The sequence below is a fragment of the Vibrio sp. 10N.286.52.C3 genome, from assembly GCF_041468865.1.
Lineage (GTDB): Bacteria > Pseudomonadota > Gammaproteobacteria > Enterobacterales > Vibrionaceae > Vibrio > Vibrio crassostreae_C.
On the sequence record NZ_JBFRJM010000019.1, the window covers coordinates 1 to 16,100 of the forward strand.

17 protein-coding genes are annotated in these 16,100 nt (G+C 41.4%); 8 read left to right on the forward strand and 9 right to left on the reverse strand.

Annotated features, from left to right (window positions below; translation table 11 throughout):
- Positions 1–189 precede the first annotated feature (189 nt).
- The 7 genes from AB4138_RS07880 to AB4138_RS07910 form a co-directional block, all read right to left on the reverse strand.
- Positions 190–1,044 (reverse strand): hypothetical protein, encoded by an 855-nt coding sequence (locus AB4138_RS07880; RefSeq protein WP_102319911.1) that lies wholly within the window; start codon positions 1,042–1,044, stop codon positions 190–192.
- Between the two features lie 3 nt (positions 1,045–1,047).
- On the reverse strand, positions 1,048–3,438 hold the full coding sequence (locus tag AB4138_RS07885; RefSeq protein ID WP_372054892.1) for a fimbria/pilus outer membrane usher protein: 2,391 nt from the start codon (positions 3,436–3,438) through the stop codon (positions 1,048–1,050).
- A 10-nt stretch (positions 3,439–3,448) separates the two neighbouring features.
- Positions 3,449–4,129 (reverse strand): molecular chaperone, encoded by a 681-nt coding sequence (locus AB4138_RS07890; protein WP_102319913.1) that lies wholly within the window; start codon positions 4,127–4,129, stop codon positions 3,449–3,451.
- A gap of 88 nt (positions 4,130–4,217) precedes the next feature.
- Complete coding sequence (locus AB4138_RS07895) at positions 4,218–4,802, reverse strand: hypothetical protein (protein WP_372054894.1); 585 nt, start codon at positions 4,800–4,802, stop codon at positions 4,218–4,220.
- A 171-nt stretch (positions 4,803–4,973) separates the two neighbouring features.
- On the reverse strand, positions 4,974–5,612 hold the full coding sequence (locus tag AB4138_RS07900) for a response regulator transcription factor (RefSeq protein ID WP_102319915.1): 639 nt from the start codon (positions 5,610–5,612) through the stop codon (positions 4,974–4,976).
- Positions 5,613–5,849: 237 nt separating this feature from the next.
- A complete protein-coding gene (locus tag AB4138_RS07905; RefSeq protein WP_102319916.1) occupies positions 5,850–6,065 on the reverse strand; it encodes a VF530 family DNA-binding protein in 216 nt (71 codons plus the stop codon).
- A 45-nt stretch (positions 6,066–6,110) separates the two neighbouring features.
- Positions 6,111–7,061 (reverse strand): LysR substrate-binding domain-containing protein, encoded by a 951-nt coding sequence (locus AB4138_RS07910; protein WP_372305549.1) that lies wholly within the window; start codon positions 7,059–7,061, stop codon positions 6,111–6,113.
- Positions 7,062–7,164: 103 nt separating this feature from the next.
- Here AB4138_RS07910 and AB4138_RS07915 point away from each other — a divergent pair, with 103 nt between their 5' ends.
- Positions 7,165–7,371, forward strand: a complete 207-nt coding sequence (locus AB4138_RS07915) for a DUF1127 domain-containing protein (protein WP_102393184.1) — start codon at positions 7,165–7,167, stop codon at positions 7,369–7,371.
- Between the two features lie 91 nt (positions 7,372–7,462).
- Here the strand turns inward: AB4138_RS07915 and AB4138_RS07920 are convergent, their stop codons facing one another.
- Together AB4138_RS07920 and AB4138_RS07925 are read right to left on the reverse strand one after the other, a co-directional pair.
- Positions 7,463–9,151: an AMP-binding protein gene (locus AB4138_RS07920; protein ID WP_372305552.1), complete on the reverse strand. Its 1,689-nt coding sequence runs from the start codon at positions 9,149–9,151 to the stop codon at positions 7,463–7,465.
- A 93-nt stretch (positions 9,152–9,244) separates the two neighbouring features.
- Positions 9,245–9,988, reverse strand: coding sequence for an AraC family transcriptional regulator (locus AB4138_RS07925; protein ID WP_171732469.1), 744 nt, complete (start codon positions 9,986–9,988; stop codon positions 9,245–9,247).
- Between the two features lie 193 nt (positions 9,989–10,181).
- Here AB4138_RS07925 and AB4138_RS07930 point away from each other — a divergent pair, with 193 nt between their 5' ends.
- The 7 genes from AB4138_RS07930 (at position 10,182) to AB4138_RS07960 (ending at position 16,098) form a co-directional block, all read left to right on the forward strand.
- A complete protein-coding gene (locus tag AB4138_RS07930; protein WP_372305555.1) occupies positions 10,182–10,364 on the forward strand; it encodes a Flp family type IVb pilin in 183 nt (60 codons plus the stop codon).
- A 68-nt stretch (positions 10,365–10,432) separates the two neighbouring features.
- Entirely contained in the window at positions 10,433–10,963 is a 531-nt protein-coding gene (locus tag AB4138_RS07935; RefSeq protein WP_372074611.1) for a prepilin peptidase, read from the forward strand.
- A gap of 37 nt (positions 10,964–11,000) precedes the next feature.
- Positions 11,001–12,338: an AAA family ATPase gene (locus tag AB4138_RS07940; protein ID WP_372305558.1), complete on the forward strand. Its 1,338-nt coding sequence runs from the start codon at positions 11,001–11,003 to the stop codon at positions 12,336–12,338.
- A gap of 3 nt (positions 12,339–12,341) precedes the next feature.
- Positions 12,342–13,091: a Flp pilus assembly protein CpaB gene (gene cpaB, locus AB4138_RS07945; protein ID WP_372074615.1), complete on the forward strand. Its 750-nt coding sequence runs from the start codon at positions 12,342–12,344 to the stop codon at positions 13,089–13,091.
- A gap of 8 nt (positions 13,092–13,099) precedes the next feature.
- Complete coding sequence (locus tag AB4138_RS07950; protein WP_048605622.1) at positions 13,100–14,554, forward strand: type II and III secretion system protein family protein; 1,455 nt, start codon at positions 13,100–13,102, stop codon at positions 14,552–14,554.
- Positions 14,544–14,813, forward strand: a complete 270-nt coding sequence (locus AB4138_RS07955) for a hypothetical protein (RefSeq protein ID WP_372074617.1) — start codon at positions 14,544–14,546, stop codon at positions 14,811–14,813. Before AB4138_RS07950 ends, AB4138_RS07955 begins: the two co-directional genes overlap by 11 nt.
- A 16-nt stretch (positions 14,814–14,829) precedes the next feature.
- Positions 14,830–16,098: a pilus assembly protein TadG-related protein gene (locus AB4138_RS07960; protein ID WP_372074619.1), complete on the forward strand. Its 1,269-nt coding sequence runs from the start codon at positions 14,830–14,832 to the stop codon at positions 16,096–16,098.
- The last annotated feature ends 2 nt before the right edge of the window (positions 16,099–16,100 follow it).

A 16,100-nucleotide genomic window follows, 5' to 3' on the forward strand; every position in this document is an offset into this window, starting at 1 on the left:
CGCGATGAACCTTTTTATTTTCAACAAAACTAATTCTGCTCTCTTATCTTAAGTGCTTATATCCAAAAACTTAAAGTTACAGTGATGCATTAATTTCTTTTCATAGGATAGTGGTAGAGCCATATACGGTGTTCGTTAATATTTTTAGCTGTCCACTGACTAAACCGTAGGTTTCTTCATCACGTGTATCTATGGCATAGCTTTAACTTCAACCGTTATCGTATCTTGATATTTACCAGCTCTCGCAAAGTCTATGTTACCTAGCATTACTTCAAGGGGGAGCCCCCAACGCTTGGTTTCATCATTGTTTGAGAAGGTATAAACTGACTTCCGGTTTACCAAAGCATTATTAAATCGCAACGTATATGGGATCGAGATATTGGGTTCCGACTTCTGCTTTAACTCTCCATATTTTTGCTTTACAACTAACCTTACATTCGAGTTTGAAAGAAGATCAAAATCAGAACGGTAGGTGCGGTTAGATTCAAGATCACCAAGTTGGAAGCGATAACCTGAGCTCCCTGAACGTTGAACGTGTGGCGCATTTGGCACTGAGTTGAAAGCTACAAACGCTGGGACTTTGAGTTTAACTTTGGCATTTTTGGTCTCTTGCTTTCTATCTAAGGAAATAGAGGCTTCAAGAAGTCCGTTATAGTTACCAGATGCTGCTACTTTAGCTTCTGGTACCTTTATCCAAAACTTCGTCCTTTGGCTATTATCCAGAGGTAGTTGAAAACCTTTGCTAGGAAAGTGACTCAATTGACGGAAGTTCTTGTCCAGAATAGTAAGGGGCAAATTCGTTCCAATTGAACTTAAGTAGCTAGATTGTTTATTGTTGACCGATACTATGGCCATTGGGAATCGACAGTTCTGAATATCACGTGACAACTCTAAATAAACAGGAATATAAGCGCCTAAATCTCGCTTAAATTCAACATTGCTTCTGTCGATGTTTAGCATCCACTTGCCATTGCATTCGGCGGCCCAAATTGGTTGAGATAACATGGCTAAACCGAACACTGAGATCTTTAGAAAGTGTTTCATGGTTTATCCCTCTTTAATAAGTAAAGTTGGTAGATAAATCAGGTTGTCATTGATTTCTGGGACGTTCAATTTTGTTGGGCTAAAGCCATCTATGACGATGGTGTAGTTGCCCGGTGCAACGCCTTCCACAACGAACCTGCCTGATCGATTAGTGAAAAATTCATACGTTTTCTGTTGTCCAACCAACTGACCTTGGAAGAGCTTTAATGGTTTTTCTTGTCCGATCTCAATTTTACCAATGATGGTTTTCGATGCTGCCGATCCGATTTTTATTAGATGGCCTGTTTGTGATCCTGGCGTAATGCTGTACTCGTGGTCGCCAAAGTCATAACCTATCGGTGCGTCTGGCACATCAATGTAGATACTGGACAATTGGTGCCCTCCAGACAACTGAACGGCATTACTAATAGTATAGGTAGATATTGCTTCTGCAGGATCATCTGCAACCGCATTAATTTCTACATCAGCATCTAACGAGTTATGAACGGCAATAATTGCCACTGGACCATTGATGGGACGTGACCAAGCTAAGTTACCGTCAGCCAGGGTAAGCGCTGTACTTGCTCGTAAAGAAGCGGTTTGGTAGTTTGCTGAGTTATCAAATGCTAGGTGAGAAACCTTAGCATCTGTGATAAAACGGTTTGCCACATAATTACCCTCGAAAGAGTAAGTTTGAGAGTCGCTCTCGCCTTCAGCAGTCATCGCATAGCCATAACTGCCCGTATAGTCCTCTGATGGGCGTTGAAATTGAGCTCGATAGGTATCTGGTTCGTTGGAGTAGGATATATTTGCATTGTATTCTCCATTGTCAGAGTTCCAGTCCCAATCTGCTGAAAAAGTAAAACGGGTTTCGTCAATGTTTTCATTTGGGTTATCTTCTTTCTCTATACCAGCAGAGAGTGATATATTATAAAATTGCCAAGCAACTTCAGTAGAAGCCTGCCATTGCACTTCAGCCTCTTCAAAATCACGATAGTCACCGCTCAGGATTAAACTAAGGTTATCCGTAATACTGAAAACGTAGTTTGAAAAGACACGAAGTCCAGTACTCGCATCTGCAATCTGCCAGGGTAGTGCAAAATAATTATCCTGGTATTCACTACCAAGGCGAAAGTTTGGGGAGCCATAACTGTCTGTTCCCCATAGTTGATGGGAATAATCTAAGCTGTAGATGCTACCTGTATCGTTATTGGGCTTGTTGTTTTGTGCTGAAGCTCTAACGCCTAAATTCCCCCAATCAGAACCTATTGTTGCAATCACGCCTAGTTGCTGTCCTTCAGGGTGATACAAAGCGTTTGCACCGGCTGTTAAGGTATCGCTAATACCATAGTCATAATAACCAGAAGTTACCCATTGCTCGTCGTCATACTTAAAGTTGTTATCTTCAATCGTCGACGTTAAACCAGAGTAGAATCCAAAATCTGAAATACCTTCGCGTAACAAACGCGAGTTAAAGAACTGGCTATAAACGATGGTATCGGTTCGACCTGATTGATAACTAATATCCAACCGAACATCATTGGTACCAGAAACGAGAGGCAAGTCGTCTAGTGTATATCGACCTGGAGGTAAGCGAATTTCAGTGAGAAAAACGTCGTTAATATATACTTCTATATCAGCACTCTCATTCAGTACCAGTGGTTGAGTTCCGCCATTTTGGATATTCCGGGTAGGTTGTAAGTCTTGGTACAAACGTTCAAAAGCAAGTCCACCGAGAGGTGTACTAGGAAGGTGTCCGGCACTTGCTTGGGTTACATCGCCAAAGGTAAGTCGAAAAGGGGTTGTCGGTTCATCGAAGAAAAGACGAGCTTCGCCACGATAGACGTCAGAGTTGATATCGTTACCACCAGTAACAAAACCGGAAATGTCAATATTAGCGCCTCGAACGCCGCCAATATTGGTTTTTAATAACCATTCACCAAGCCACGTTTGGGTGTCCTCTGTATTAGAGTCGTTAAACAAGGAGTAGTCAGTACTGGCATTTAATGTATTTTGCATTGTCCAAAAAGCGCTTTCTGAGTATTGGGCGGGTTCATATTTGCTACCAAACGAAAGCAAAAACTCAGCAGCAGCGGTTTCATCAATAACTAGGTTAATATTTTGATCGGAGGAATTGAAGGTTGCACTGATACCCATATGGTTCAGTTGTTCTATCGTAATGTACTCTTCGGAGAAATTTCGTAGCGCCACCAATGTCTCAGGGTTGATCAGCTTTTCAGTTGCCTGCACAAGCTGTTCTACGTTAATGGATCCAACAGTCATACCATCAGAATACGCATTTACTTCGCCGATAGTGTTTTCCCCCCAAGTTACTGGGAATGGGAACAACCAACTTTGCGCGAGCGCGGTTTGTATAACAGTAATGAGAGTGAGACATAAAATGAGATTTTTCATGAAAACCTCACTAGTCTATTGTTTTAACAGAAACTTTCTCTGGCTGCCCTAATTCACTTGGTAAGGTGTACTTGACGGTTGTTCCTGGCATTAAGTAAGCGCTTGTCTTTTTACTTAATACTTCCCAATCGACCGTTTTGTTTGCTTTGTCACCAGAGAAGCTGAACTCCATACCATTCATGTTCAGTACTCGTTTGCCATCGTTACGGATAGCAACCTGGCGATTTTGGAGTGTAGTAGTTGGAATTGATTTACTGGATGTGGGAGAGACAAAAACCAAAGTCGCAAACTCTAATAACATGGAAATAGAACTGTCGTCATCTTCCTCAATTTGATTTTCTAGTTCAATTTGCGAAAAGACGATACGGTAGGTGACGGTTTGTTTTATAGGTCCTGTTGGCATGTAACGTACGCGGAAAGTCTGAGATTTTTGCCCGTCAATTTTAGCTTGAGGTGGAAGGACGAGAAACTCATCTTCCGATGGTGTTAAAATTTCTTCGCCAGTAGAAAAATCAGTTTGATAGACATTTACTTCTAAGAGGATTGGTTCTTCTTCCACATTAGTCACTTTATACAAGCCTTGTGCATTTCGACCAACATCATCAAGTTCTAGATAGATTGGGCTGACTTCGTACGCGAAAAGGGCTGAGCTGAACAATAAAGAAAATAGAAGAGTTATAATCCTAGTCATTGATATTTCTCCATAAAATAAACTTGGCTCGAGAACCGAGCCAAGTTTCTTGCCTAAAAGACATTATCCATAAAGCGTCATTCGGTTATTAGCTTGCTGGACCTGCTGCAGCAAGACTCACTTTGATTTTACCTTTATATTTACCTGCTCGTGCAAAGCCTGAATCTTCAGGTTGTACATAAATTGGATGCTTGTTGATTTTGTTCACCAAGTGTTCGCCCAATGATGGAATTGGCGACGCCGTTACCTCCATGCCATGGTCGTTTTCGGTGTTCGCCACCGTATCTGAACCAATTTTCACTGCGTAGTTAATTTTTTCACTCATATTGTGCTTGGTTACGCCGTTTAGCTGGTAAGCTGTTACTGAAAACTCCAAATCAGTTCCGTAGTTACACCATGCACGCAAGTTACCTACCAAAACTTCCTTATTGTTGAAGCCATTGGACCATGAATCCTCGTGCACTTTGTTCGCTTTGCGTAGAACGTTATTCTTCACATCTTTCTTACCTATTCGCAGTAGACAGCGTTTTGGAACTCGGCCTTCAATTCGAATCGTTTTTTGGTCCGTGTTACTCAGTGTCGTAAAGTCCACAGCATTATTAAATTGAACCGCAGAAGCGCCAAAAGAAAGTGAAGCGGCTGCTACAGCAGTAGCAAGAAGTAACTTTTTCATAACTCAATCCCTCGTTAGTTAAGATGCATATCTGTGCATCGCCTCTAAAGACTACGAGGGAACGGTTAGTCAAACCTCATCACATGGAGTGAAAAATATCGTTTGCATAGGGTGAGTTTAGAATGAGTTTTGTCATAATTCATTTTTCTTTTGATTTAACCTTGTTGCTACCTAGTTAGCGCTTTTTACTTGAGCAAGAAGTTCATATCTCGATCGTAAGTTTAATTTACGAAGTAAGTTTGATGAGTGAGTTTTCACTGTATTGATACTGACGTGCTGCTGAGATGCAATCTGAGAGTTTGAAAGCCCCTTTAGCATCAATGTGCAGGTATCCCTTTCCTTTTTAGTTAACTCTTTGTAATTGATTATATTTTCGCAAGCTGATTCATAATTAGGCTCATTGCTTTGATAGGAAGAAACCAGCTTATTTAACACTGACCTTGGGAACCATATATCTTCTTGATAAACAGATAAAATTGCTTTCGATATAAACTCAAAGTGCTGACCGACTTGCCCTGAAAAGCCTTTCTCTAGCCATACTGTAGAGGTATTGTCATTCACATTGACTGCTAACCAAAATTCGTTTCGTTCATGTAGGATAAATCCGTATCTTTTGGGGCATGGCATTGTTTGAATATCAAATAAAACAACCGTTTCAGGTTCGAGTTTCGGTACTTGCACAAAGCATTGGGAATGAGTGATTTGCGCGCTAGGAATAGATACCGAAAGTAGGTCTTTTATCACCCTATAGTATGAATTATTGCGGGTAAGGACATGAATGTCTAACGCGAGTTCAGAATCAACTTCCATGATTGACCTCTCTATTTACTCATACACAAAATCTTTATTAATCGCTAGGTTAATGGGGAGTTATCCCACTGTCTCTGGTTCAATAATATTAGTATTGATTGAGCATTATTCAATGGAATGGATGTGCTATTTGTTTTAATTATTGATTTTCAAAGGAAAATAATAAAATTGAATGGAATGCGCACCAATGGGTTCATACTTTAGTACCGTAAATGGTGCGTTTGTTAAAGGTAGGGACTAGCTAGTTTTTAGTTGGATGTAGATTTGCTCTACCTTGGTACGTGCCCAATCTGTTTTACGCAAAAACTTTAAGCTCGATTTAATGCTTGGGTCTTTTTTAAAGCAGTTGATGTTCACCATGTAACTCAACTCTTCCCAACCGTAATGTTCAACCAATTCAGTCAGTAGCTTCTGTAGCGTGATACCGTGAAGTGGATTATTGTCTTGTGTCATGAGATGTTCTCGCCATTTATTTGAGCTAAGTATACCAGTTTCGCCTTATGAATTATCCGACCATTTGAGTTCGTAGTCGGTGTGGATAATCGAAAGCTCTTCTCTACCTGTATTACCAAATAATTTAACCTGATTCTGCATCCATTCTTCGAAACGTTTTATCTTTTCTCGATGAAAGTAACCTGGAGGCGCACACAAAAAATAATTGTACTTAGGCTTCAGCGCGATGTTTCCGATTCGCACCAATTTCTTTTCTTGTAAATAGCGGTATACCAAGCTGTGCTTAACAAGCGCGACACCTTGAACGGATAGCGCACCTTCTAACACAAAATGAGAGCCATCAAATTGCAGTGATGTTCGGCCAGCTTTTACCCCTGCGACTTGTAACCAGAGATTCCAATCCATATCAGGCCAACGGTCTTCAATAAGTTCCGCTTTATGCAGATCGTCGATGTCATAGATACCATGTTTCTCTTGATAAATAGGGTGGCAAACCGGGTAAATGACCTCGTCCATCAACCAACGTGATTCGATGTTTGGGTAGTTACCATGACCATATCGAACACAGACATCGACAGCTGAGTCTTCAAAGGTAACCAGTTTGTTGGTCGGTTCTATTAACATAGATAAATCTGGGTGACGGTCGCGGAAGTCGCCAATTCTAGGAACTAACCAATGTTGTGCAAAAGAGGGTACGGTCGAAATCGATAACTGAGTGGGGTTGGGGTCTTGGTTTATTCGTCTTACTCCATCTTGAATATGAGCAAAGCCTTTCTTCGCTTGTAGATAGAGCACTTCACCTTCATGAGTTAATACTATTTTTCGGTGCTGGCGAATAAACAGGTCTGCGCCTAACCACTCTTCAAGTTGGCGAATTTGCTGGCTGACAGCCGCAGCCGTGACAAATAGTTTCTGTGCGGCGAGTTTAAAACTGCCTGTTTCAGCCGCCGTGTAAAAGTAATAGATCCCTTGGAATGGTGGAGTTCGTTCTCTCACATTAGTTTTCCTTAACTGAATGCCAGTATCTATCGTTTGTCGATGTTGCTCTGTTGGTCGATTATTGACCATAACAAAGCAAAAGATCAACAGGAGAAAGGTTATGGATACGATCACAGCAACCGCAAATACCAACCATTCATTTTTGTCATCATTATCAATTAAGAAATTCTATTCTAAATTAGGCATGTACTTTCAAAATCGTAGAACCAGAAAGCAGCTGTCTGAGCTACCAGAGTATTTGTTGAGAGATGTAGGGATTACACAGGAACAAGTTGATAAGGAACTGAAAAAATCGTTTTGGGAGTGAGTGGGAGTGTTAGGGGAGGGACTGGCTAATCTAAGGTTGAGCGTACTTTGCTGCCAAAAAAGGAGCCATAATGGCTCCCTCTCGATTTTAATTATTCTTCCCAAACCACCAATTTATCTTTCGGCCAGTTATGACCAACTTCATGGTATTTCTGCTCAAGGATATGTCGCTTGATTTTGAGAGTCGGGGTTAACACGCCATTCTCAATGCTCCATGGTTCCTTAATCATCAATACACCTTTGATCTTCTCGTGTGAACCAAGCTGCTCGTTCATTTTCTCGATAACGCGCTTTGTCGTTTTCTCATAGCGAGCTCGATCGAAATTAGGGAAGTCATGCGGTACCACAAGTAGGATTGGACCAGGTAGGCCAAGACCTATCAAACACATCATTTCTACGCGGCTGTACTCAAACAGTTTGTTTTCGATTGGTACAGGGGCAACAAACTTACCTTTAGCGGTTTTAAAGGTATCTTTCTTACGCCCACGAATCGTTAGGTAACCTTCACTATCGATATCACCGATATCACCGGTATGAAGCCAACCATCCGAGTTAAAAGACTCTTGGGTTGCAATATCATTCTTGTAGTAACCAGAGAATAAGCCTTTGCCTCGAACTAGAATCTCTTCATCTTCAGCTATTTTGAGTTCGATCCCTGGACCTGCATTACCAACCGTACCAATTTTATCGGCTCTGAATGGGTAATTGAGCGTGCTGTAGGCGAAAGACTCTGTCATGCCCCATGCCTCGGTAATGTGCAGGCCAACGCTCTCATACCATGCGAGTAGAGCAGGTGATACAGGGGCAGAACCACATCCAAGAACGCGAGCTTGGTCTAACCCTAAGCCATCAGCAAGTTTCTTCTTAATGATGTTGTTGATAAACGGAATCTTCAGTAAGAAGTTCAGTTTCTTCTGTGGCAATTTGTCTTGGATTCGCTGCTGGAACAGAGTCCATAAGCGAGGAACTGAAATAAACAGCGTAGGGCGATGCATTTTCACATCATCAATAAAGGTGTCTAAAGATTCAGGGAAAGCCGTAACCACGCCCCCCATTACTGAAGAACCAAAGATGTAAACGCGTTCTGTAATATGAGCAAGCGGTAGGTAAGAAAACAGGCGATCGCCAGGTTGGATCCCAATATGGTCAATCAACCTTTGAACAGACCAAGTAAACGCGCCGTAGGTGAGCATTGCGCCTTTTGGTAACCCTGATGTACCCGATGTATAAACAAGTGACATCAGCTTATCGTCGTGATGCTGAGGGCGTTTGGTTGATGGTTCATGTGTCTCAATGAGCTTCTCGAAAGTGTGTTGGCACTTCGCTGCGCTGTCGTATGGCAGTGAAATACTCACCAAGCTCGGATTGTCATCAAGTACTTTTTGAGTGGCTTTAGGATCGTCAAGCTTACCTGCAATCACAATTTTACATTCACTGTGTTCAATACAGTATTGAATGGTATCTGCACCCGCTGTAGGAAAGATTGGGACGCTGACAAAATCTCCTAACATCATGGCAAGATCGCAGATGAACCATTCTGCACAGTTTTTCGATACGAGAGCGACTCGATCGCCAGGTTGGGCTCCGAGTCCTTCTAATGCTGACGCTAATTTCAGTGCTTTGTCGGCTACTTCTTTATAAGTAAATTCGACAAATTGGCGGTTAATAATCTGTTTCAAATAGACTTCATCTGGGCGTTCTTCTGCCCATTTTAAAATCATGTCATTGGGTGTAGGGAGAGCTGTTGCTTGTTCTTGGCTAAACTCGTTAGGCTGAATCATTGTCTAACTCCATGTTTTTCGCTAAGTTATTTTTGGTTATTTTTGTTAAAATCATGTTAAATGTACCATGATTTTTTCTTTTAGGGAGTAAAATTAGCGTTTTCTGTTATCTGTGCAGGCACGTCTGTAGCTTGCAGGGGTTACCCCCGTCCTTTTCTTAAAAATTCTTGAAAAATACGACACATCCTTGTAGCCACATTGATAAGAAATTACAGCTATTTTTGATTCGGTATCCGCCTCAATCAACTTTTTGGCTAACAGTATTCGTTTATCGCACACAAAGTCTCTAAAGCTTACTCCAAAGTGTAGATGAAACTTTTTAGAAAAATAGGTTGCTGAACAGTGACATTTTTCAGCTATGTCCGTTTCTCTTATTTCCTTGTTAATGTTATCCATAACAAAATTAACAACTTCAGAAGTAAACTGCTTGGTCGGCTCCTGGTTGTTGCTATTCATGTCTCTATCGAGGTCGAAGTGTGCTTCAAAGATATGCTGTGTTTTACTCTTTAATTCTTCGAAGGCACTGGTCAGATGATTGTTACTCGTTTCTATAATGAAAAATATATTCTTATGATTTCGAATGATATTAGGTATCTCAAATGGAGAAATTAAAACTATCCGCTTGTTTAGGTTTTTACAAATAGATAATGCCATGGTAAGTAATTGAATTTCACTTTCTCTATTTAAAATGAAAAATACAATTCTTACATCTAAGTTACTGATAACTGATATATCTTGTTGAAAATTTTCCACAGGGAAGTAGCGACTAATTTTATTTATAATAATTGAATTAAACTCGCTATCTATATCTGATAGCAGTGGTGTTATTAATTTCATTTCTACTAAACCTGTATCATATATAAAGGGCCAGATGTGAAAATTTAGAAATAAGGGAGTTATTACAGAGATTAGAAGTACAACAAAAAAGTGCAAGTAAATGGCAAAAAAATCCTAACCGAATGTGTGACTCACCTCTAGATTTACTTTACAGGTAAACGAAGCCTGTTATGAAAATCAAGGAGAGGTTGTCATGGGTAAGTTTTTGAATAATTGCAAAGAATTCATGAAAGATGAAGAAGGGTTGACCGTTGTCGAATACGTAATCGGTGCGGCATTGTTGGTAATAGGTATTGCAACTCTGTTTAACAGCTTGGGTACGCAACTCGAAACTAAACTGAATACTACTATCGGTAAGATTAAAGAGCCAGCATAGTTAGCAGTATTCTGAACATTATTATTGAGTACGTTTTAGGCCATTTATTGAGTGTGTGAATTTAATATATGTTAAATGAACCTTCTGTTTTTTGGGTGTTATTAATTGCAGTTTCGGTATGCGATGTTGAGAAGCATCGCATACCAAATAACATGTTAATTCTATTTTTATTTGTGTATTTTTTGTCGATGTTTAACCGCAATTACACCTTTGATGTTTTTTTAATGTCCTTAGTTGGATTCTTGGTATTTTTTTGTTTTGGATTACTTTTATATTTTGTAAGAGCTATGTCAGCGGGAGATGTGAAGCTATTAGGTATTGTGGGTATGTATCTCGGGTGGGGACAATTACTTGATGCGTCGTACTATATCTTACTTTCTGCTGGAGTTATCGGGACTTTCTACCTGCTATATAACTTTGCCAATTCGAGTAATTTCACTGTTAAAGATTATTTTGAAAACAAGTTGATCGCGCTTGGTGGAGTCGCCCCTGTAATAGATAAAAGTGCGAGTTTTCATGCTAGGTATTCAAATAAGGTGACGATGCCTTTTGCACCCTCTGTTGTTATGGGATTGGCGATGTATAGCTACTTTACTTGAACCTGTTGTTGGTTAGCTTTATGGAGAGGAATAATATATGGATATTATAGGGCGTACTGCTCCAACAACTTTGAAACCTCAAATATCAGCCCCTACTGTTCCAACATCTCTTGATATGCTGGGTGTTCCTGAAGTTGTTATAGAAAACCTTGTGTTGAAGCACCTTTCAGCCTATCCCAAATCGGATGTGTTAGATCTTTCTAACTATTTGTGTGTTGTTACCCATATAGTGGAAAGTGCTCTAGCCGTTTTGAGGAAGAAGTCATTAATTGAGGTGTTTCAACCTACCTCAGACCTTTCTCTTTCATCAGTCTCCCATAGTCATGTCCGTTACTCCCTTTCTGAGAAAGGATTTGAAGAAGCTGATCTTGCCTTTAAACGTGACGCTTATTTAGGGCCAGCCCCAGTTTCTCTTGAGCAATATAGTGAGGTGGTCAAGCAGCAAGACCTTAGGGCTGAGCTCGTGACTCGTCCACATGTCGAGGCGGCGTTAAGTGATGTCTATGGCATCGATAAAATGATTTCCGTCCTAGGGCCGGCAATAAACTCAGGGCGAGCCCTTTTGTTATATGGGCATGCTGGTACTGGTAAAACCTTTGTTGCTAGCCGTATTGTCAACGCTTTGCACACTTCGGTGTTTATTCCTTATGCCGTCTATGCGCTTGGCAATATCATCAAGGTTTTCTCTGCACAACACCATAAACCTTTAGATAGAAACGGCAGTACCAAAGCTATCTCGCTAAAAGATCAATACGATAAGCGCTGGCTTAACTGTGAGAGACCGAATATCCAGGTCGGTGGTGAGCTCACCATGGATATGCTTGAGGTGAATCACTCAGAAAACAGTCGAGTCTGGTTAGCCCCGGTACAGATGATGGCAAACAATGGAATTTTCGTGATAGACGATCTTGGCCGTCAACCTATGCCTGTAGACACATTGCTGAATCGATGGATTGTACCGATGGAGTATTCCTTCGACTATTTGTCGCTGCCTAATGGTCAGCAGATAACGATGCCATTTGTATTAACTCTTGCCTTTTCTACCAATCTAAACCCCAAGAAAATAAGCGATCCTGCCTTTTTACGTCGTTTGGGTTACAAGATTGAATTCAAGCCACTTAATCAGCGAGATTATGAAGCTTTATGGATGAGTGTCGTTGCTGATAAAGAGGTAGAGCTTCAAGACGGGTTTTTTGAGCGTTTGTCTCAAATGCACACGCTTCTAAAAGTGCCACTTTTCCCATGTTTACCGAAAGATCTCGTTGGTATAAGCAAAGACATTCTTTCGTTTGAGCAACTCCCACCTGTTATCACATTCGATATTCTTTCCATGGCATGGAAAGTTTATTTTACCTCTGATGGACATGAGGAATAACACATGAATAAGAGTCAAGTTTTCCTACTGTTTTTACTGTCCGTAGTATTCGGCTTAGCGGCTGTATTTTTTGCTAAGCAGTGGATGGATGATCAAGTTCAGCCAACCGTTGAAGTTGAAACGGTCGAGCGTCACCCCGTTGTTGTCGCATCACAAGAAATTGAAGCCGGAACTATTATCGAGGATCAGTTTTTAACCACCAGATTGATGGAAGTTGATTGGATTAATGAAAATAACTATTCGGATAAAGCGGATCTGATTGGCAAGGTTGTTGCGAATACTATCTATGCCGGAGAGGTGCTTCACAAGTTACGATTTACTGTACCTGGAGAAGGGTCAACATTGGCTGCTCTTATCCCTGAAAATAAACGTGCGGTAACGATACGTGTTGATGATGTAATTGGTGTCGCGGGTTTCTTATTACCTGGGAATAAGGTTGATATTCTCAATACCGTTTCTTACGGAAAAAACTCTGCAGCGACTCAAACAGTATTAAAAGACATTAAGGTTTTGGCTGTCGACCAAACGGCTAAAACGAAAGAAAACAGTCCGATTATTGTACGAGCGGTAACACTTGAGATGACGCCGAAAGAGGCAGAGAAACTTCTCACGGCTAAAAGCAAAGGCGATATTCAGCTGACTTTGAGAAACCCACATGAAGTTGAGAAAAAAGTGGTTCGTCGATATGTGCCTAGACCGAGTGTTACCATTATCAAAGGTACAGAAACATCTAATGTGCGCGTCAAGGATTGAGGTGAAATATGAGAATATTAATTGCGTGTGTTTTGAGCCTGATTTGTATTTCGACGGCCAGTGTAGCGGCGTTACAAACGGGAAAAACAGTCACGGTTCCACATCATAAATCTACGCATGTCGTGCTGTCGGGAAAAGCGGCGAAGGTTTCTCTTGGTGATCCTGAAGTTTTAGATATTGTAATTTTAAAATCAAATGAAGTGTTTTTAATTGGTAAAAAATTAGGTGCGACAAACCTAATGGCTTGGGACTCTCGAGGTCGGTTGATTGAGTCTATTAACATTGAGGTTACTCATGATCTTAATAGCCTCAAAGCTAAATTATATGAGTTCCTTCCTGATGAAACTATCGAAGTTCACAGTGCGCAGAACCGTCTATTATTGAGCGGTCAGGTCAGTAACCAACAACAAATGAATGTGGCGATGCGAATCGCAGAAACCTATTCGTCAGGGCAGGCTGCTGACGCATCAAAAGAAAGTGGAAGTGAACAAGCTGCCGCAACCGGTGTTATTAATTTGATGTCGATCGGAGGGGCTCAGCAGGTGATGTTAGAGGTGACGGTTGCTGAGGTTCAAAGAAGCTTGGTAAGAAAGTTTGATGCGAACTTCCATTTCTTCCAAACCAGTGGATCTGACTTTTCTTGGGGGGCGTCTTCAGTCCCTGCCGGTGTGTTAGGTGCAACCCCTATTTTCAATATTCCTACCTCTACTGATTACGGTATTTTAGGTTCTTTCATTGATAGTAATACATTGTTTACTTTCGCATTGGACGTAGCAAAACAAAATGGTGTGGCAAAAGTCTTGGCTGAACCGAACTTAACCGCACTAAGCGGTTCAAAGGCTGAGTTTTTAGCGGGGGGAGAATTTCCAATTCCGGTGCCTGACGAAGATGGTATTACCATTGAATATAAAGAATATGGTGTAGGGCTGAAATTCATCCCAACGGTTCTTAGTGATAAAAAAATCAACCTGAACTTGGCTGTTGATGTGAGTGAAATTGCGAATAGTAGCTCGCTAACGATTGATCCTGGTACTACCAACGCGACTTACTTCATTCCACCTATTACGCGTCGTAGTGCATCTTCAACTCTTGAGTTAGCAGATGGCCAGACTATCGGTATTGCAGGTTTACTGAGTGAGAATGTGAGAGATATCAGCAACAAGATGCCAGGCTTTGGTGATGTGCCGATTTTAGGTCAGCTTTTCAATAGCCAAGAGTATGTATCTGGCGAAACCGAACTGGTTATTCTTGTTACTCCTCGACTCGCTAAACCTATTGACCGAACGAAAGTGACGTTACCAACTGATGCCTTTGTTGATCCTAATGATTTGGAATATTACTTGTTAGGCCGAAGCGCTTACATCGCTGAACCGTCTGAATCTGATTCAGAACAATCTCAAGCTTCACAGGATATATCACCGACCGATGGTGGTAGCGAAGGCTCATTTGGGCATGATTTATAAGGGGATAGATATGACTAAAATAATGATGATCTTTCTCACAATGTTATTGGTTGGCTGTGCGAACGATGCTCGTTTAGGGCACTCGGTAGCACTAGTGAAAACAGAGCAAACGTATAACCCTAATGCGACCCAAGAGAATTTACTCGAAGTACCTGATGGTACAGGGGAGCGGATGCAGACTGGTTACGACAGATATGTAGGCAGAGGTGAAAATGATCTGTCCGGAAGTAGTAGCCAGATCTTAGAAGAGTTTAACTAAATCTGGAGGTACTCATATGTTGTATCGAGTATCACAAAACCCTAAAAAGCAACAAGGCTTAGTAGTGATAATGATTACTGCTGCCATGTTAGTTTTCTTAGCTGTCTCAGCGCTAGCTATAGACATAAACCATATGGTTGTAAATAAAACGCGCTTACAAAATGCAGTCGATTCTGCAGCGTTGGCTGCCGCAACCATATTAGACAATAGTAAAGATAAAGATGCTGTAGACGCAGAAGTGGGTACGGCACTCAATGCCATGGCTGCTTCAACAGGGAACCAAGAAATTGATTTCTCGACCGCTTCTATAAGCATTGATTATTCGAATGACCCACAGGATTTTACTGGCACGGCGACGTTCGGTGCAAATGAAGATGTTTATGTGCGAGTTCGCGTAGATGCACTAGAGATGGATGAGTTTTTCATTCAACTGTTTGGTCTTGATAAGGCAGTATCAGCAAGTGCCGTTGCTGGCCCCAGTTCAGGTCAAGATGTAGTTAATAACGTTGTACCCATTGGTGTGTGTATTGGTGATGGCACTTCGGATAACGATATTGATCCAGAAGACGGCTTTCACGATGAGACCGGTGAAGAGATAACCAATGTATTTGGCTATGAGGTAGGGACGGTTCATGCCTTGAAGGTGGGAGATAATAGCTTATCTGAAATGGGCAATGGTAATTACCACCTGTTGGACTTTGGTTCCGGTGGTAAAACAATCAAAGAAGGTTTAGGGGGGAGTTATGATCAGCCAGTTAAAATTGGTGAAGATATCACAACTAAACCTGGCGGCACGGTTGGCCCGACAGGCGATGGCTTAAATACTCGTTTTGGTGATTATGGCGGTGGCTTATCGGCATCTGATTACCCTTCAGATTATGTGACCACAGAACCTACCAATGAAATTACGATTGATGCCAGTACGGGAGAGATCGATTCTGACGGAAGTTATACCTATGCTCAATATGAGTCAGAGACCAATGCCTGTATAGCAAGTGGCGGTTCTGGGTGCGCATCTAATGGTGTTGCTTGGAGAAGAATTTTGCCCATTCCTATGGTTGATTGCTCAGGTAAAAGTGGCGGTGCAACCGACTTTACCGTGAACAAAATTGGCTGCTTTTTCTTGTTGCAAAAAGCACCAACTAACAACTCAGGTACACCCGCCGTTTTTGGTGAGTTTATCCACTCTTGCAGTGTTGCTGGTGGATCAGGTAGTACAACGTCGACAACGGAAGGGACTTATAAGATTGTTCTATATAAGGACCCCGATAGTGGGGAGTCTTGATC